Below are 19,216 nucleotides of genomic sequence, written 5' to 3'. Positions count from 1 at the left end.
GGACGGATCCCAAGCCATGCGCCATCGCAAAGACCATCGGAAGCTGAGCCGCACGTCCTCCCATCGGAAGGCGCTGCTCCGCAATTTGATCACTTCGCTCTTTCAGCACGAGCGGATCGAGACGACCGTCGCCAAGGCCAAGGAGGCGCGCCGGCTCGGGGAGCGGATGATCACCTTCGCGAAGCGGGGGGATGTCGCCGCGCGGCGCCACGTCGCGCGGTTCGTGCACGGCGATGACGTCGTTCGGAAGCTGTTCGGCACGGTGGCGCCCTGGTACGCCGACCGGAACGGTGGCTACACGCGGATTATCAAGGTTGGGCGGCGCCTCGGCGACGCCGGGGAGACCGCGCTTCTCGAGCTGGTCAAGTCGCCCGAGCTGAAAGAGCGGCTCCGCAAGGAGGCCGAGGAGGCCGCGAAGGTAGCCAAAGCTGCTGCCAAGGCGGGCGGCAAGGTGGCGAAGGCCGGGAAGGGCGAGGCGGCCGCGAAGGGTGAAGGCGGTGCTAAAGGCGAGGGTTCTGTTGCCACCGCGGAGGCTCCGAAGAAGGAGCGCGCGCCCAGGCCGTCGCGCGGAGAGAAGTTCGGGAGGAAGGGCGTTCCGATGGCTCCCAAGCCGACAACCCGCGGGCGCCAACGAGGGAAAAGCGGCGACTGACGCCGCGACCGATTACGTGACGAAACGGCCCACGCCGGCGCGTCGAGCGCCGGCGTTTTTCATTGGGGTCTTAGTCACGCTGAGCCTGGCGGGGCTGGCGGCCACCGTGAGGCTCGCTGCGGCCGCCCCTCCCGCCGGCGAGGAGACCCGCGCCCTCTGGGTCGTGCGCCACGCGATCAGCACGCCCGGGCGCGTCGACCAGGTGGTCGAGGTCGCCTCGCAGCTCAACATCAACACGCTGCTGGTGCAGGTCCGCGGGCGCGGCGATGCCTACTTCCGGTCCGACCTGACGCCCCGCGCCGAGGACCTCGGCGCCACGTCTCCCGACTTCGATCCGCTCGAGCGAATCATCCGCCGCGCGCACGCGGCCGGGCTCGAAGTTCAAGCCTGGATCAACGTCTATCTGGTCTGGTCGGCCGGCGCGCCACCGCGGTCACCGCTTCATGTCGTGAACGCCCATCCGGAGTGGATCTCGGTCCGCGCCGATGGCCAGCGGCTGGTGGAGATGCTCCCGGAGGATTTCGAGGACCAGAAGCTGGAAGGGATGTACCTCGCACCCGGAAATCCCGAGGTGAGACGCCATCTCCGCGAGATCGTGCGGGAGATCGTGACGAGATACGACGTCGACGGGATCCACCTCGACTACGTCCGTTATCCCGAGCCGACCGTCGGCTATGACGCCGCGACGCGGACCGCGTTCGAGAGGGAGTTCGGTGTCGATCCCATGCAGATCGACCATCCGGACTCTACGTTCTTGGAAGTGATCGGCGCCGACCGGATTCCGGATTTGCGAGCACGGTGGATTCAGTGGAAGAAGGATCAGATCACGGACCTGGTGCGCGACCTGAGGCACGATCTGGATATCTCGGGGCGGAGCATCAAGCTGACCGCCGCGGTGATCGCGGACCAGGTGGCCGCGCTGAATCGATACGAGCAGGATTGGCCCACATGGCTCCGCGAAGGGATCATCGATGCCGCGATCCCCATGTGCTACGGAACCAGCACGTCGGTCGTGGAGCGGCAGATCGGCGCCGCGCTCTCGATTCCCACGGAGCGCCACGTCTACGCGGGGATCGCTATTTATAATGAGAGCGCGCGCGACGCCGCGGAGAAGATTCGCCGCGCGCGTCGGATGGGCGTCGATGGGATCGCTCTCTTCTCGTTCGACGCTTTGATCGGGCGCGCCGGCTACATGCGGCAGATGAAGCAGTGGGTGCTGCGGGATCCTGTTCAGCCAACGAGGATGAGGTGGCGGGGGTGAGTGCGTGGGCGTCGGGCGGCGGTTTGGCGGCGGCCGAGCGCTGCGTCGGCCTTTGCGCCCGCAGCGTTCTGGTTGTTGCCGAGGAGTGATTGCGGTAGAATCATTGGCTCAAGTTATCCAACGGCAAGCCGATATCTTGTTGATTAGCAGTGGGTTGCGCGCTCGACCAGCTTGAGCTGGCGGGCTGTTCCCCACCAAGAATTCCTGAGTAGCTCAATGGTAGAGCATCCGGCTGTTAACCGGAGGGTTGTAGGTTCGAATCCTACCTCAGGAGCTTACAGACCCGAACCCAGTTCGAACTGGGTCTGGAGATAGTGGAGCCCCGAGGGCGAATGCTCTCGGGGCTTCGCACATCTAGGGACGTGTGAATGCCGCTCTCTTCCTCTCTGCCTCTCTGAGAGCGACAGAAAGATCGCGGGTGCCCGCCTCAGTGCCTCCACCGTGGGCGGATTCCCAAAGTGCGTCCTCTGAATGAGAGGCGCACTGTGAGACGCGAGGGAGACGTTTGAGGTCCTACTTTTCACCTTGACTAGGGGACCAGGGGAGGAGCAGCGTACTGGTGTTGCCTCTCAGGGGGTGCCCAGTTCTTCGCCGAGCCGGGATGCATGAGGGGCACCAAATTCCCCACACTCTGCCTTTCCAACCGTAATTCGTTCGCCCTCTCCAGGTAGAACTGCGTCCGATGGTGCGTCCCAACAAAGCGCCATGACGGCTTTCTGTAGCGGCGAGGAGGACGGCAAGATGGCTAGCGCAAGACACTCGGGCTCAGGGCGTCCCCCAAATTCCAACGGATCCTTCACTGTGGCGGTCGTCGGACACGTTCGTTTCTACCGCGAGAGCCTGGTACAGAGTCTCAGCCGGCACCGCCAGCTGATTGTCGTGGATCTCGGCGTCGGCGATCAGGAATCCCTCGAGCGCCTCGCGCACCTTCGTCCCGACATCGCGCTCGTAGACCTCCCTGCGGGGTCCGCTGCCCAGGTGGTCCGACAGTTGACCGCATCCACACCGCGCTCACGAATCATTGTGCTTGCGCCGGAAGACAACGAGGTGGCGCTCCTCGCTCTGCTCGAAGCCGGGGTTTCTGGATTCGTTCTGCCCGGTGCCTCGGGCGACGATCTCGTCAGTGCTGTGGGGGAAGCCACGCGGGGAGAGCTGCGGCTTCCACCACGAATCACAGCCGCACTGGTTGCGCGACTGAGAACCACGGCAAGTGGGTGTTCCAACGCTCCAGAGCAGGCCCATCTCACTGTCCGCGAATCGGAGATCGTCGGGCTGCTCGAGCAGAGGCTCACGAACAAGGAGATCGCTACCCGGCTGGGCATCGAGCCTGGAACCGTGAAGGGGCACGTTCACCACTTATTGGAGAAGACGGGCGTGCGGAGACGCTCGGACGTCGGGGAGCGGCATCCGGGGCGGACTAAACGACTTACGCTGATCGCTCGAGATCGAAATACAGAGGAGTGAGTTCCCGTGGTACGTATCCAAAAGGCGGAAGATATAGGCTCGAATCATACCCTCCGCCTCTACCAAAAACCTATCCTTCGGCCTATGGACAAGGGTAATGACTGCGCGCATCGTTCCTAGCGTGGTGCGGCTCACGCTTCTGCCTAGACGGGGAAGCCTACGGATCGATTAAATGAAGCTTGGAGTTCGGATGGGTACGTTGAACCCGAGAATGAGGCAACTCCAGCGAGCCCTGCCGGCAATGTATTTGGCGGCCAAGCTCCGCGTAGTCTCCGTGCCCAGTGCCGTTGCCCCTCAAGGGGTGCTCAGCTCTTTGCCGAGCCGGGATACATGAGAGACAGTCGATCCTCGCCTTACGTCTGCTCCCTGCCAACTGGGGTCTCGTACAATGTCTATACCAATGCTTTCTCGATTTGACGCCTCGGCACCGTTTATACGCACATCTCTGACGCCGCACCTGCCGAGTGAATCGGCGTGCTCCCGATCTCGATCGGTACGCGTCGCAGAATCCCAGTGTTGCACGGTCCTCGCACGATTCACTGCCCTGATCGTCCTCATGGTTGGCTGTGCGATAGCTCGCCTCGCCCCGGCGTCGATGGTGGTTCCCGGAGATATCTCGAACCTGGCGAAGGATGCTAAAGTAATCTTTGCCGGAACCGTCGCTTCGATCCGATCTGAGTGGAACGCCGGACGGACGACCATCGTGACAAAGGTGCTCTTCAAGGATGTGATCATGGTCAAGGGGGATCCTGCCCCGGTGCGTACGGAATTGACGCTCAGTGGTGGCAAGGTCGGGGACGACGAAATCGTCACTGAGGGCCAACCGCAATTTCTCGCTGGAGCGAGGTACATTCTACTGTGCAATTCTACGGACCTAGGGTCCGAGCGCAATCGGTATCTCCCAATCATCGGGCTTAATCAAGGGTTCTTTCCGGTCCGTCCGAACCGGCGCACAGGCCGTCCGGTTGTGCTTGACGGTGGGGGTCGCGAGATTGTTTCGATCCAGAACGGAAAGCTCGTTATCGTTTCGCCCAGTCTGGGGGAAAATGTCAAGGCTGGTCCGCGACCAAGCGCCATCGACCTCCCGTTCACTCCTCGCCGAGGTAGGCCCGGTGGAAAGGATTCGCTTATTAACAGGTCCAACCGCCCGCGCGAGCAATCGAATGCAACTGGCACAGCGATTCCGCGATCCGGAAACCGCCCGGCGCGGAACAACTCCGTCCCTCCAGTGGATTGGGTGCGCGGCTCTCAGCACCTAGTAATCACGGGCGAGCCAGTGGTCCGCGTTCTCGACCCTGGTTCGGATCCTGGCACCCGAATGTCGGAATCACAATTCCTGAACGAGATCCGAAGGCTCATGACCCCGTAAGCGCCGCCCATTCCGGGGGCTCACGTGCGGAAACTCTATTGGTTGGCAGCGCCAGTTCTCCTCTCGCAGTTGTCCCTGACGCACTGCGTCTCGGCATTCCCGGGGCCTTCTGACACGAGGCGTTGGGCGAACAACGAGATCGTCTTCAATCTCCCCCCAACAACCTTCCCCTCGAATACGCCGGAGTGGCAGCAGGTTCAGAATGCGATCTACTCGTGGCGCACTGTTACCGGGTCAAGCTTCCTAACCTGGTACTGGACCAACCCGCTTGACGTGAGCCCGAGCATCCACACTGACACGCTGAGCACCATCGGGTTCGTTGGTACGATCACCGATCCTCGTGTTCTGGGTGTCACGGACTTTGCCGTGTATCCGAGCACAACCAGCTACCGTGAAGCGGATATCTCGCTGAACGGAAATGCCAACTGGAACTCGCCTACATCGCACCCGGACTCGTTTCCCCCATACAGCGTGTTCAGCTTGGAGCTCGCCGTGCGGCACGAGGCGGGTCATGCCGTCGGATTCCATGGCGAGGAGGGGCGGGAGCCGCGTGTAGCCGTGATGGATAGTGTGTACTCGTGGGGCGGACAGGCATTCTGGAATCTCCATGGAGACGACCGAAACGGCGTCCGTACCTTTTACCCAGCCTCGGGAAACGAGTGGAACGTCCGTGCGCTTGGCTGGGCACTCAAGTCGAACTACAACAAGCAGGCCAAACCGGTGCTGCCCCCAGCACCTCAATACATCTCCTCCAAGCAGTCTATCTCCGTTGAGTATACAGTCGAGAACCTTGGCACGATCGCGTATCAGGACACGGTCAAGTTCTACCTCTCTCAGTTTCAGAGTATCGTGCCTTCTTCGGACACGCAGATTGGTGCTACGGCGCTTAGTCTTCCGGCCGCCAAAGGCGGAGACGCTGTCATGCCGATTCTCACGGCTACGCGATCGCTCACGGTTCCGTGCGGCATTTCCGGCATAAACTTCATCGGGGCTTATGCCCAGAACCCCGTGGACCAGGATGCCGGAGACAATGTTTCCACGCTGACCACCCCCGAGCATCCCTATCCGATCCAGGTGACCGACCTGTCTCCGACCCCGCCGGGGTTTCCCCAGGGAAGCTTCTCCGATTGCAATCACGTCCTCATCACGTGGCAGGACAGAAGTGCAGATGAGATTCGATTCAACATCCTCAGAGGAGGAGAGGTCATCGGGACGGCCATCGCCGGCTCGACCAGTTTCGAAGATTCTCCCCCGCTCGCCGGCTTCGTCTACAGTTACGAGGTTTCTGCCGAGAACTCTACGTGCGAATCCGACCGGGTCCCAACCACAGGAGCGCGCCGAGCCCCGCCGGCCAAACCGACCGGTGTGACGGCGACCACGAGCCGCTGCGATCTGGTCCGAATCACCTGGCCCTCTGTCCCGGACTTGCTGACCGGCTTCCAGGTATTGCGAGATCTCGTGCCAAAACACACTGTTCCTCCGGGCGGTGGCACCACCTGGGATGATTCGAGTGCTGTAGCGGGCACCAGCTACCAATACCAAATTCTTCCCTTCAACGAGTGCGGGACGGGTACGACGCCATCCGACCCACTGACGGGATTGCGCACCAACCCACCGACGGCGACTCCAGCTGCATCTGCGAGCAACGGATACTGCCCTGGCATCCTCGTGTGGTGGACCTGGGCCTCAACCGGGCAGGACAGCTTCCAGATCTACAGGGGCGGAACGCATGTTCACTCCGTCCGGGGCGATACACTTAGCTGGATGGACACCAGCGCACTGGCCCAGTCTTCTCAACAGACGTACACGGTTCGCGGCCGATTTCCCGGAAATTGCTTCGGCCCGTTTTCCGGGCCGGCCACAGGCACCCGGCTTAAACCCATCCAGTACCGAATAATATCGAACGTTTCTAGCGCGCAAGCCTTCGACAACGGTGCTCCGATCCTGCTCACAGGTGCAGGTTACGCGGTAACGTGCACTACGTGCACAGCATCAGCGACCCGACAGTTGTCGGTGAGCCCCACGCAAGTTGTATCAGGAACGAGGTACTGCTTCGATCGCTGGAGTGACGGAGGGCGCCGCTCCCACACCGTCGCGCTCAGTTCTGACACTACGATCACGCTGTATCTGACAGCGAGTTCCGGACCGACCACGATCCGAGCCGATACGACGCTTTACGACGACGCCTACGACTGCAAGAGCCCATACGTCTTCCGAGGGTCCGCAACGCTCAGAACAAGTTCCCCAGCGGATACCTTCAAAGTTTGGGGAATGGTCTCGTTTCGGGCTCCCAAGAATACCTTCCCGCCGGCGTCGTTGAATATCAGGGGATCGCTCTATGCAAAGGGGGCTCGATTCGAGACTACGGACACTACTGCAGCGGTCGGAAACCTCTGGGATGGTCTCCGGCTCTCCGGAGGGGGTGCCCTCGTCCTCGACAGTTGTGAGGTTAGAAACGCATTCAGGGGCATAGCCGATTCCAGCTATACAACCTCAATCGCCTGCGCTTCTGTCGATCGATCGATCTTCCAAGAAAATCAGGACTACGATGTGCTGCTCAACTTTGACCCAACGCGCTCGCCTCTCGCTCGATTCGTGCACAACGACTTCCACAACCCCAAGGGACTGCACATCAAGGTTGCCGGCTCGAGCGTTGGACCCGTTGCGACAGCGACCATCACCGATAACTTCTTCTACACGGCCGGCCCGTCGGGCAGCCTTATAATCGAAGGCGGGTGGCGAGGCAATGCGGACCGCAACATCTTTACAATCAATAAGTCCAATTCGTGGGGAGTCTGGCTGGATCGGTCCAACAACGCCTCACCATCGGTGAGCTTCACAAACAACACCTTCAACATCGTCGCTGGGTCCCTGAGAATGGCACTTAGGGCCCCGCCCAGGACTGATTCTCTTGTGCAAGTTAACGCAACAAATAACGATTGGGACTATGATACGCGGCAGCAAATAGAGGACATCATCCAACACGGCTTGGACAACAATACGCTGGCTATCGTAGCCTTCGAGCCTTGGACGCATCCGGTAGGTGGGGGAGGCGGGGGTGGAGGTGGAGGGGGTTGCCCCTTCCTCCTGACAGAGACCGCCAACGGGCTCACTGTCGAGAATTCCATTCTGGGTGTTAGCGCGATGACCGGGGCAATCGCATCCGATGCATATCCGCTGAGAGAAGATCCCTTGAGGGTGGACGGGAGAATACGGATACAGATCGCGGAAATGGGATCGGAAGTCGACGAGATTGACGAGGTCAAGCTTGCCTCGGTGATAGTGCCCGAAGGATACCAGCTCGGCAGTGACGGCGCCGGTCACCCAGTCCTGTTCAAACCAGCTGCTTCGGCGCTGCGAGAGCGCACATGGTCCGGGAAGGCCGCACCGTTTGTCTCGCCGGTGTCACCGACGACGGCGTATCGAGGCGAGGCGGGCGACAGCCTGGAGTTTCACGTCGACTCCGATGGCACGATTGTCTTCCCTGGCAAGCGCCGTTTTGGAATCAACCTAATTCCCAAGCCAACTGCGCCGTCGTTTCCGGGCGGTCGAGGGGGAGTGAGCATTCGTGTCTCACCAGACACCGAGGGCAATCGTTGGTACACACTAGATCGTGTCATCCCTCGCGAAACTTGGAGTCCGACGTTGATTCCTCTAGACATTCTCGGTGACCAAGCGGTCCGCAGGGTCCGAGTGATCTGGCACTCGAGCCACACGCTGGGCTGGGCAGGCCTGGCATCAGTTGAACCTGCAATGACGGAATTCCTTCCCTGCCGTTCGGCCCGCCATTCGGATGGACAGTCGGTCCTTACCGACCTAATCGACCAGGACCGTCGGAATGTCACCGTCCTTCCTGGAGAGCATATCGACTTAGAGTTCGACGCAAGCGACGCGCCGGAGGTTGCTCGATTCGTCCTGATGTCCCATGGCCGATATTTCCATCCAGACGCGCTCGAACCACAAGGGGTACCCCGCGCCTACTCTCTTGCACAGAATCGACCGAATCCCTTTAATCCATCGACAGAGATATCCTTCGGCCTTCCAAGACCCTCGCACGTCAGTCTGCGCGTCTACAGCGTCGCGGGGCGGCTGGTCCGCATGTTGGTCGATGGGGATCTCCCTGCTGGTTACCATGGAGCTAGGTGGGACGGTCGCAACGACCAGGGCGGAAGCGCAGCTAGCGGGATCTACTTCTATGAGCTGAGAGCGGGATTCTTTTCCGATCGGCGCCGAATGGCCCTTCTTCGCTAGCCCGCCCGGAGGATCTCTTGATTGATCAGAGCGAACAAACCCTGACCCTCACAGCGCGCAGCGCCAGCCGTCTACTGGATTGGGTCAGATGTGGCACTCGGACCTGCAGAATCACTCCCTTGGGCTTTGCCTGCGCACTCCTTTGGTTTGGTCCTGCCGCGGCAGAGACCTATTTCTCCGCAAGGACGGACTACGACGCTTCTATTGCGCCCTTCGCCGTGGCGATCGGTGACCTCAACAACGACGGTATTCCCGACTTGGTTGCCACGCACGACAATGCGGATTCTATCTCGGTCTACTTTGGAATTGGGGACGGGACGTTCGAGTCTCGAAGGACGTCTTACGTACCCGCGGGCTATGCAGACGATCTGGTCATTGGGAACTTCAACAATGATGCATGGGCCGACGTTGTCCTTGATGCGGGAGGGCGCATCATAGTGTGCCCTGGGGACGGGTCAGGGTTCTTCACCAGCTTCACGGCCCCCGTCAACGGATTGGGAGGTGGCCGGATGGCATCGGGGTACATCAACGTCGATGCCAATCTCGATCTTGTCGTGACTAACCACGGGGATCCGGGTGCCTTCTACGTTCTCCTCGGAAATGGCGACGGGACCTTCCAACCGTATACAGAACACGCAACCCACAAGTGGCCGTTAGACATCGCGCTCGGAGATTTTTACGCAGACGGGGCGCTCGACGTTGCGGTAACGCATGACTGCTGTCCAGACCAGACGACGGTGACTATCTTTCCAGGCGAGGGGACCGGGAACTTTATCCCTGGGATTGATACCCCCACCTGTAATGACCCTCAGTCGATCGCGACCGGGGATCTCAACGGAGACGGCAAGTTGGACTACGTCGTGGCATGCGTCGATCAGCGCACTGCGGTTCGTCTCGGCAACGGTAACGGAACTTTTGTCGCGACGGACGATCTGCCCATCTTTGGTGGCGGGCCGTCCACTGTGGCGGCGGATGTGACGGGCGACGGCAAACTCGACGTTGTGGTCGTGTCGAACGGATACGGACTGCGCCCGGACAGTCTCGAGGTATTTCCCGGGAATGGAAACGGATTCTTTGGCGCCCGTGAGCGTTTCGAGGCCAGCAGTGTCCCGAACGGAATCGTTGCGGCAGACCTGAACGGTGATACCAAGGTGGATCTGGTGACGGCGAACGAGATTGATTTCAACGCGTTTCCTCCGGTGGATGGCGCGCTATCGGTCTTTCTCAACTGCGTACCGTGCGTGCCCACCTCCATCTCGGTTGCACTTCAAGACGCGAGGGCCGAGGCGGGAGTTGTTCGCCTTCGCTGGTATGTTCCAGACTCACGAGGTATTTACAGCGTCCAACGGCGGACTGCCGGAGGTGATTGGGGCGAGGTCGGCATCGCCGCGCTCGAGCGTCCCGGCGTAGTCGCCTACGAGGACCGCTCGGTCAGTCCCGGCGAGCGGTACGCGTATCGCCTCTTCGTGCAGACGGTGAACGACCAAGGCTTTTCGAGCGAAGTGTGGGTCCTTGTGCCCACGGTGGGTGGGGCACCACTTGCGTTGCGGCTCGACCCGAGCTATCCTAATCCATTCCAGACGCAGACCACCCTGAATTTTGGGATCCCGTCCCCAGCTGCGGTCAAATTGGGAATCTTCAACGTGACGGGACGGCGAGTAGCCACGGTCATCGAGCGCGATCTACCCGCAGGCTGGAGATCGGCGACTTGGGACGGGCGAGACTCATCGGGCCGGCCCGTGGCGTCGGGGACCTATTTTGCCCGCCTCGAGTCCGCAGGTAGGGTAGAGATCCGAAAGATCATCGTCGCCCGATAGGTCCGGCGGAGTTCGAACAGGGTTACGTTTGGGGAGCCAAAAAACAAATCGCGAACTTCCAACGTCGCGGTAGAGAAAGGGGGCCCCGGTGCGGGAGCGCACTGGGGCCGCCGTGCATCTGGGCGCCACTTGGGGTCTTCTCGACCGCCCTCACGCGCCGACCTGTCGCGGACTTGGTCTCCACCCGGTACCTAGCGGTTGCACCCTGCGCTGGATTCCGGCCACAATGCGGCTCTCTTGATCTCTGGCTCTCTACGCGACAGTGGTGATCGGATTGGCGTGCCGCGCGAAGCGCGAGGTCGCGTCGGACGCCTACCGCTAGCGTGCTTGTACTGGCCCGACGATCGTTCCAGACAAGGCGCATTTCTGCAATACATCGGGGCTCGACTGACAGCAGCCCACGAGGATCGACTCGAAGTCACTTCGAGTTGCGGTCTGGACCACCCATGAGACCGTCCCGGGAGGAAACTTCGACTTGAACCGCATCCGTGTCAGGGACGAGCCTGGTCGTGCGGCATAGGTGAAGTAACTTCCGGTGGAGTCCCGATCCCAAATCGTCCAGCCAAGCACATCCCTGCGCCCACCGCATCCAATCATACCGTTCCAGTGATCTGGCTGATCCCATTCGTCCACTACCCCGCCAGCACAGCCCAGTAGCACGAACGCTGACACATGATCTTCATTCGTGGAGCGGTTTTCGAGATCATAGGAATAGCAATATTTCTGAGACACGGAGTCAAAGTAAGCTGAGGCGGTGATTCTCGCTCCTGCGGTTCCCTGTGCCGCATCCGGGTCGTCGGCATACGTCGTACCGACGGAAGTTCGGTTCCGAAGTGAGGCTAGCTCTCCCGATTGAGGGTGTCGAAGTTCCACGCTGATGTGCCTGCGAGTTGCTACAGGCCTTCCCCGCTTCCGGGCGGGCGAGAAGGTCCAGCGTCGAGCTGCCTGAACCACTGCTGAATCTATGTCCGACGGCATACGCAATTCGGTCCTTGCCTGCGAGACGTGGCCGGTCGAGTCGATCAGCAAATTGACTAGCACTAGCCCTTCATATCCGTTTAGTCGCCATGGCCTGGGGAATCTAGCGCGGACCTGCTTTAGGACTCGCGGAGCCTCGTCAAATGTCGTATCAGGCACCGTCCTGCCGACGTCAACTGGCGTTAGGCGGGTGCTACTGTCCTTTTTGGATATGTGCAAAGGCTTCGAAGCGAAAGAGAGCCCGACGGTAAGCGAGAGCGCCACAACCGTCGCAGCAAGAAGAGGCCGTGCATTCACGCTCGAGCTCCAATTGGAGTAATCGGGGGGGGTATCCAATGCGAGCTGGAGTCGAGGGCTGGGGCAAGCACCCTGCGGCTCCCTTGCCATACCGTGCCGCGATCCCACGTCCCTCAGGCCGCTTCGCGCGCTTGCCCGCGCCCGGGTGGCATCGTGGTTATCCCCGCATTTGGGGCTGTTTACCCGGGAGGCTCGGTAATGCCCTCAGGCGGCATCACCTCCTGCCCGAAAGGCTAGCACGGACAGCTAGAAATTCAAGTCGACGCACGAGTGCGCTGCGCTGGATCCCGCCGATCCTCGCGTAGAGTTCCTCGTCGCTCGAATGGGTGTACGCGGCCGTCGTAATTGGATTCGCGTGCCGCGCGAAGCGCTGCATTAGGAAGAGGTCCTTCGTGGCCCGGTAGACGCTCGTGATCGCGGTGCGGCGTAGCGTCCGCGCGCAAGAGCCCGCCTAACGGATAATCGCCACCCTGCGAGTCTGGGCGGCACTCCCTGCGCTCACTCGGATGAAATAAATCCCAGCATGGGCCAGGGTGCCGGAATCGCTGGCGCCGCTCCACATCAGGCTGTGACTCCCGGCCGGGAGCTCGCCGCCCGCGACCAACGTGCGTACGAGCCGCCCCGTCACGTCGTAGACCCTGACCGAGACGGGCTGGGGGCTGGCAAGGTCGAAGCTGATCGTGGCTTGGGAGTTCGCGGGATTGGGATGAGGGGCGCGTACTGCGAAGGAGTACATCGGTTCCCCCGTAGCAACTGCCGAGATGCTGTACCCAGAGACCCGCTGGGCGTAGATGTCGGTGTTGACGCTGCCGTTGCGTCCGTCCTGCCAGGTGACGATGGCGCCGCGGGCCCCGTCCGCCACGATCTCCGGCTCTCTTTGATCGCCCACCCCCGTGCCCAGCGCATGGCCGTCGATTGGCCACGCGGGATCCACAGCCCCCGAGGCCAGGACGTGGTGGGCGTAGATGTCGTAATTGCCGCTCAAACGCCTGTCGTCCCACGTGATGATGGCGCCGCCGGCCCCGTCCGGCGATATCTCCGGGAAACCCTGGCCGCCGACCGCCGTGCAGACTGCCACGCCGTCCGGAGTCCACTGCACCACGCCGGCGGCGTTCACTCGCTGGGCGTAGATGTCAATGCCGCTGCGCTCGTCCGTCCAGCTGACGATGGCGCCGCCGGCCCCGTCCGGCACGACCGACAACTGACCGGGGTAGCTCGGCGCCGCGCTCAGCAGCACTCCGTCCGCGTTCCACTGCACAACGCCTGCGGCGTTCACCCGCTGGGCGTACGTGTCGGGGTCGCCAAAGTTGGGGTGGCCAAAGTTGCGACCGTCCTGCCACGCGACGATGGCGCCGCCGGCCGCATCCGTCACGATCGAGCCTCCACCCTGGCCCGGCACCGTGCACAGCCCGCGCCCGCCGGCCGGCCAGGCGGGATCCATCGCGCCCGACGCCAGCACGTGCTGGGCGTAGACGCCGGTGCCGCTGCTGGAGGTCTTCGCATACGTGACAATGGCACCGCCGGCCCCGTCCGTCATCGACCGACTACCCTGCCCCGTGCTGATCGCCACCCCGTCCGGAGTCCACTGCGCCACGCCGGCGGCATTCACCCGCTGGGCGTAGGTGGCGTAAGCGCCACTGCGGTTGTCGTCCCACGTGATGATGGCACCGCCAGCCCCGTCCGTCACGATCGTCGGGCCGACCTGGCTACCCACCGCCGTGCAGATTGCCACGCCGTCCGGAGTCCACTGCACCACGCCGGCGGCGTTCACTCGCTGGGCGTAAACGTTGTATTCTCCTAATGAGAAGTCGTCCTCCCACGTGACGATGGCGCCGCCGGCCCCGTCCGTCGCGATATTCTGGACACTCTGGTAGCCGCCCGCAGCGGTGGACAGCGCCGCCCCGTCGGCCGGCCAGGCGGGATCCACTGCCCCCGAGGCCAGCACGTGCTGGGCGTAGGTGCCGATGTCGGTGCCGTTGCGGTGGTCCTGCCATGTGACGATTGCGCCGCCGGCCCCATCCGTCACGATCCTCGGCTGGCCCTGGCTGGCCACCGCCGCGCAGAGCGGCACCCCGTTGAGTTGCCACATGTCAACCTGGGCGTAGGCGAGCTGTGTACTGGCCGCGAGAGACACGGCGACCACAAGAGCGGCAAGGTGTTCGCGACGCAAGAACATCTGAACCTCCTTAGGGGGCTTTGGCAGCCCCATTTGCTCAATCCCGTGTGGCTACGGCAAACCTAATTCTCTGCAATCCGAACCCTGCATTCGGAGTGAACCCGGTAATCGCAGGTCTGTTGACGCTAGGGTTTGCCGAGGGGTGAGTGCGGCGCGGGCCGATTCGACTGCGGGCGTTTCGGGACTTGGATCCCCGAAGAGCAGGCCTGTTGCCGTTTGGACCCAGGGCCGCGGGATTTCCGCCGTCGCGGGGATCGACCGTCGCCCGGGGAATCGGGCAAGGGCCTGGAGTCACTATTCAGTCCGGATATGTCGGGGAGGTTAGGCTGGAGATGGTCTGGGACTGACTACAGTCATCACTGTCGTTCAATGGACGCCATAAAGCAAGGCAATTCGTGGGACGGGCCACAAGCAACGGCTCCCACGGGACAGGTTTGGCCCTGGCGCGGGTGCGATCGCAAGCCGGCTAGATCGCGCGAATCTCGGAGTACAGCTCCTCGTCACCCGGGTGCGTGTACGCGACGGTAGTCATCGGATTCGCGAGCCGAGCCCCGCCCAGAATCGGCCTAAACGGAGACCTCCATCGAGTTCGGCCTATCCCAGCCCTCGGATGTCACGTTGCGGGTATACAATGTGGCGGGACGATTGGTTCGTGAGCTGATGAATGGGCAATTACCGGGTGGTGTCCGCATCGTGCGATGGGACTCAAGGGACAGCAAAGAATCCCAAGTGTCGAGCGGGATTTACTTCTACGAGCTCAGGGCCGGCTCGTTTTCGAGCCGCCGTCGGATGGTCTTGCTCCGGTAGGAAACGCCTTGGGTCCGAATTACCCCCGTCTGCCTTATCAGAAGTTCTGCATCTCACTAATGCGAATAATCCTGCCGAACGTCTGCGTACATGCGAGGTAAGCCTGCGTTGCCCGGGAGGAGCCGCGGTGCTTCGCCGGGGGGGCGACGTCCCGGGCCAGGGTATGTGCGTTCAATTGCGACCCGAGTCGCCCGTGATCGACCGTTGGTGCTCATACTCCTCATCTCCCTCGGCATCCGCATGTGGGGATTCGGTGACCGGCTCCCCGATCCCACTCTTGGGATCAACGTCTTTGACGATACCGTCGTTGAGGAGAATGACCGGACCACGATGGGTCGGGCTTGGGACATGTGGAAGGGTGACGCGACCAAACTCGACTTGAACCCTCATACAGGCGGATGGCCAGCCTTAAGCTTCTATCTGACGCTCGCAGGACAAATGGCCTACAAGACCTACTTCGTGGCGAGTCATTCGGGCGCTGCGGCGGCTGAATTTGTGCGACACATCCAGGTGGAAAATAAGCAGGTCTTTCTCCTGCTCCGGTTGCTCGGGATACTTCTCGGCGTTGCGACTGTCGGACTAACCTATGTGCTCGGGGCACGGCTATTGGGCCGCCCGACGGGTCTTGCCGCAGCGCTCATCCTCGCTTGCAATCCTCTCCATATCCAGACCTCACAACACATCAGTGACCCGAATCTCTTAGCTCTTCTCTTCGTGCTCCTGGCGGTCGTGGCCATCTGCCGTGTGGCTGAGGGCGGAACCGTTCGCGATTCGGCGGTCGCCGGGCTGGCCATCGGGCTCGCCGGAGCTTGCAAGTATGTGCCCCTCATCCTCACTGTTCCCTTGATGCTGGCGCACCTCCCGGTGAAGCGTAAGAAGGTAACGTTCCGGAGTATTACCTTACTGTTTGGCGATCGGCGCCTCTGGGTGTCGCTCGCCGCCGTGCTCCTCGCCATGTTCATTGCCTCGCCTTTTACATTCCTCGACTGGAGGACGACGCTTCGGGATCTTATCGTCCAAAGACGGAGCCTCTTCTCGGAGTGGGTTGGGCAGACCGAGTTTCCGATCTCCCTTCCCACCTATCTCGGCATCTCCCTCCCAAGCGCCCTCGGGTGGCCCGGCTATCTTCTGAGCCTCACGGGCATGCTGCTTATCTGGCGTAGTGGCCGTGCAGGTCGGTTGACCGTCCTCACCGGTGTGAGCATTCTCCTCGCTAACGGAATGCTTAAGGTCGCTCAAGAGCGTTACGTCCTTCCGGCGTTGCCGATCATGGTGATTGGAGCGGGCGCGTCGGTGATTTGGGCTGGCGTTTGGGCCGGTGCTCGACTTCGCCGGAACCCCGCTCCAGGCGAACCCACTCGAGGATCTGGGATCGGGAGGATGCTCGTCTCCGCAACGATTCTGGGGCTTGTCCTAATTGCGCCGCTTCCGAGGTACGTCCAGGTGCGTGCGGCTCTGGCGATGCCGGACTCCCGCCATGTATCCCGGCGGTGGATCAACGAGCACATCCCGCCGGGGAGTCCCACGGCTGTTGAGGTCTACGGTCCCGTCTTCAACACGAGCGGCGAGCGTGAGCGTGCTGTGGTCGTCTGGCCATTCTTTGCGACCCAGGCCAGCCTGGTCAGCATGGCTTATCACCCGGCATTTCTGGACGGTCTCAGCAATGTCGTCTTGTCGAGCGAAGTTTCCAGACGTTTCGAGAGAGCCGCGAGTACGTACCCAATCGAGACTGCCTACTACCGGTGGTTACGCGCACACGCGCCCATCATATGGACTTCTGACCCTAAGGCCGCGTCCGGGCCACGCATCGAAATCCGGGCTCTACCAATCCGCATCAGCAGTCAGGCAGAGCGGGACAGCATTTGGAAGCACACGGGGATCAGCGGAACCCTGAGAAGTCGTCTCGTCGCATGGTGCCTGAATATGGCGAATGTCTTTCTTTCGATTGAGGATCACGGCAGGGCAGAGGAATGGGCGAAGCGTGGCATTGAAATCGCCGAGCCCTTTGAGGAGAAGAAATTACTCACCCTTCTCGCCACCTCGCAGCTTCGGCGCGAGGATGTTCGGGGAGTCCTGCAGACGGCCGATAGGGCACTACAGAAATACCCCGATGTCGCCGTGTTGCACCTCTATCGGGCCATGGCTCTCGAGGCCATTGGAATGGCGAAGGAGGCGGCAAGCGAATACAACGCCTCACTGCTGCTGGACCCCGGACAGCGGGAGGCTCCTCGGATCAGGGAGCGGATCAGGCAGCTCAATGGAGGATCCAGGGGGTCGAGTGACCATGGCTGATCTGCGCGATGGTAATATAGGGGTCCCTTCCACGACCGGCGAGAGTCACGAGGGCCAACACGCAATGGTTTTGCACCTCCCGCTGGCTCGCTCCAGGCAGGCAGCAACCCGTGCAGCTGTAGCGGGCCTGTGCGCGACGGCTCTGTTCCTCGTCGCGGCGGACACGCCGTTTGCCAGGCTCCGTGCAGCCGAACCACACGATGAGCCATGGGCGCAGGTTGGCGTCCGCGTGGAACGCCGGCCCGGCGCCTGCACGTACACATACACCGTCTTGAGTCGGTACCCGGATCGAATCGCCGGGCTCCAGATCGGATACAACATCGCGACTGGCGCGTGTGAGCTGACAGGAGCTCGCCCCCACGTCCTGCCCGACACCGTTGGATCTCCTCCCGGATGGGAAAGTACTCCCGCACAATCGGAACACGATTCCACGACTTTCGCAGTGTACTGGCGCGTCACTCCCGACCTGCTCGACAGCGCAAGCATCGCTACGGATGAGATGCTGTCTGGTTTCTCCGTCACCCTCCCCCGACCAGATCCCCTCTACGAGAATTGCCACTGGACCCTTCGCTTTAGGTGGAACCAGGACATATTGGGCTATGGGGGCTCCCTGAGACCCGAGGGTGCACTCACCCCCGGTAGTGGGACAATTTCCGGAAGGGTGGTCAATGAAAGCGGATCGGGAGTCCCATTCGCTTCGGTCGTCGTGAAGCGAACCCGGCAAAGCGACACAACAGGGCCCGATGGGAAGTACCTGGTTCCTGGGGCTCCGGCGGGATCCAATACGCTCGTCGTGAGCGCGCTTGGATACCACTCTCGCGAGATCGGGCACGTGCGAGTCGTCAAGGACGCCGCGACGACGGCCGACCTCCCCCTGGTCGCCTGGCCACCGCCACGGACGCCGTGCGCCCCCTATGCCACCGCGAGGGACCGTCTTGCGCTCCCGTTTCCGGGCGATATCGTGGACACCCTGGGAGCCCTCTACCTGGAGGCGAGGGAAAGCATTCCGCCAAGGCAAGCCGACGATGTCTCACTGCAGCGCCCATTCATCCGAAGTTTCGGCAGCCAGGGCGTGGACCTCTTCTATCGTGGGATCCGAGGGGATACTGCGACCACGGCTTTCACTGCCTCCGTACGCAGGTATGTCCGAGATGCGAACGAGGAACGACTTCTCCGCATCGCGGAAGAGACCTATCCGCCACCGGACGCGATTCTTGCAATGGCCGGGAAGGATGCGAGCAAGCAGGACCTCCGCAAGGAAAAGCGTCTATGGTGGTACGGTGACTTCGACGGCGTCCGTTTGCCCTATGCGGTGACGATGGATGCCGTTCGCTACTACCTCGCCCTCATCCAAGCTATGGCCCGAGGCGATTCAAGTCGGACGGGCGGTATACCCATGAAGAGGGCACAATTCTCCTATACCGCCTCAGTATCTTCTCGCCCATCCACGCTGTCCAGAGATGGTCGAGTGTTCGAGGACGTGTACACGGTCGAGCTGAGGCTGTCGTGGTCAAACTACTGTAGCCCGCTTTGCGCCTGCAGTTTTGATTTGAATCGTACGGTAGTGCTTCGGGCCGATGGGACGGTTCTGTGCGTGTTCGGCGACCAAAAACCAATGGTCATTGTGAGCTGATGGGAGGCAGCACCCTCGTTCGGAACCACGGTATCCTCTGATGCACCCCTACGACACGGCGATCGACCCACGTGGTGGAGCTTTTCCTCGCCGCCTCGAGCTCCCCGGATTATTCGCCGAATACTTGTTCGAACAAGCGCAAAGGGCTCGCCGGAGCCAGCAGCTCATTTCAGATCGCCAGAACGGATTGATTCGCAAAGCGTATCGGGCAAACATGGA

At 61.7% G+C, this 19,216-nt stretch carries 10 protein-coding genes and 1 tRNA gene; 9 read left to right on the top strand and 2 right to left on the bottom strand.

The features are described from left to right. Positions 1-16: 16 nt before the first annotated feature. The 6 genes from E6K79_03030 (at position 17) to E6K79_03005 (ending at position 10,814) form a co-directional block, all read left to right on the top strand. The gene (locus E6K79_03030) at positions 17-652 is read left to right on the top strand and encodes a 50S ribosomal protein L17 (protein TMQ66340.1); all 636 of its coding nucleotides are present in this window, start codon (positions 17-19) and stop codon (positions 650-652) included. Then, on the top strand, positions 429-1,913 hold the full coding sequence (locus E6K79_03025; GenBank protein TMQ66339.1) for a hypothetical protein: 1,485 nt from the start codon (positions 429-431) through the stop codon (positions 1,911-1,913). Before E6K79_03030 ends, E6K79_03025 begins: the two co-directional genes overlap by 224 nt. A 202-nt stretch (positions 1,914-2,115) precedes the next feature. Beyond that, a tRNA-Asn gene (locus tag E6K79_03020) sits at positions 2,116-2,187 on the top strand. A gap of 431 nt (positions 2,188-2,618) precedes the next feature. Then, positions 2,619-3,377, top strand: coding sequence for a response regulator transcription factor (locus E6K79_03015; protein ID TMQ66338.1), 759 nt, complete (start codon positions 2,619-2,621; stop codon positions 3,375-3,377). Positions 3,378-4,788: 1,411 nt separating this feature from the next. Beyond that, entirely contained in the window at positions 4,789-8,997 is a 4,209-nt protein-coding gene (locus E6K79_03010) for a hypothetical protein (GenBank protein TMQ66337.1), read from the top strand. Positions 8,998-9,014: 17 nt separating this feature from the next. Next, complete coding sequence (locus E6K79_03005) at positions 9,015-10,814, top strand: T9SS type A sorting domain-containing protein (GenBank protein ID TMQ66336.1); 1,800 nt, start codon at positions 9,015-9,017, stop codon at positions 10,812-10,814. A 318-nt stretch (positions 10,815-11,132) separates the two neighbouring features. Here the strand turns inward: E6K79_03005 and E6K79_03000 are convergent, their stop codons facing one another. Continuing rightward, positions 11,133-12,179, bottom strand: coding sequence for a TonB family protein (locus E6K79_03000; GenBank protein ID TMQ66335.1), 1,047 nt, complete (start codon positions 12,177-12,179; stop codon positions 11,133-11,135). Between the two features lie 361 nt (positions 12,180-12,540). Next, a complete protein-coding gene (locus E6K79_02995) occupies positions 12,541-14,298 on the bottom strand; it encodes a T9SS type A sorting domain-containing protein (protein TMQ66334.1) in 1,758 nt (585 codons plus the stop codon). Positions 14,299-14,847: 549 nt separating this feature from the next. Here E6K79_02995 and E6K79_02990 point away from each other — a divergent pair. The 3 genes from E6K79_02990 to E6K79_02980 all read left to right on the top strand — a co-directional run bounded on the left by E6K79_02990 (position 14,848) and on the right by E6K79_02980 (position 18,997). Then, positions 14,848-15,072: a T9SS type A sorting domain-containing protein gene (locus E6K79_02990; protein ID TMQ66378.1), complete on the top strand. Its 225-nt coding sequence runs from the start codon at positions 14,848-14,850 to the stop codon at positions 15,070-15,072. Positions 15,073-15,162: 90 nt separating this feature from the next. Continuing rightward, on the top strand, positions 15,163-17,364 hold the full coding sequence (locus E6K79_02985) for a hypothetical protein (protein ID TMQ66333.1): 2,202 nt from the start codon (positions 15,163-15,165) through the stop codon (positions 17,362-17,364). Next, positions 17,003-18,997 carry a carboxypeptidase regulatory-like domain-containing protein gene (locus tag E6K79_02980; GenBank protein TMQ66332.1) on the top strand — a complete coding sequence of 665 codons (1,995 nt, stop codon included), beginning with the start codon at positions 17,003-17,005 and terminating at the stop codon, positions 18,995-18,997. Before E6K79_02985 ends, E6K79_02980 begins: the two co-directional genes overlap by 362 nt. The last annotated feature ends 219 nt before the right edge of the window (positions 18,998-19,216 follow it).

It is taken from the genome of Candidatus Eisenbacteria bacterium (assembly GCA_005893305.1).
Classification (GTDB): domain Bacteria; phylum Eisenbacteria; class RBG-16-71-46; order SZUA-252; family SZUA-252; genus WS-9.
This window is presented reverse-complemented; position numbering and strand designations above follow the sequence as displayed.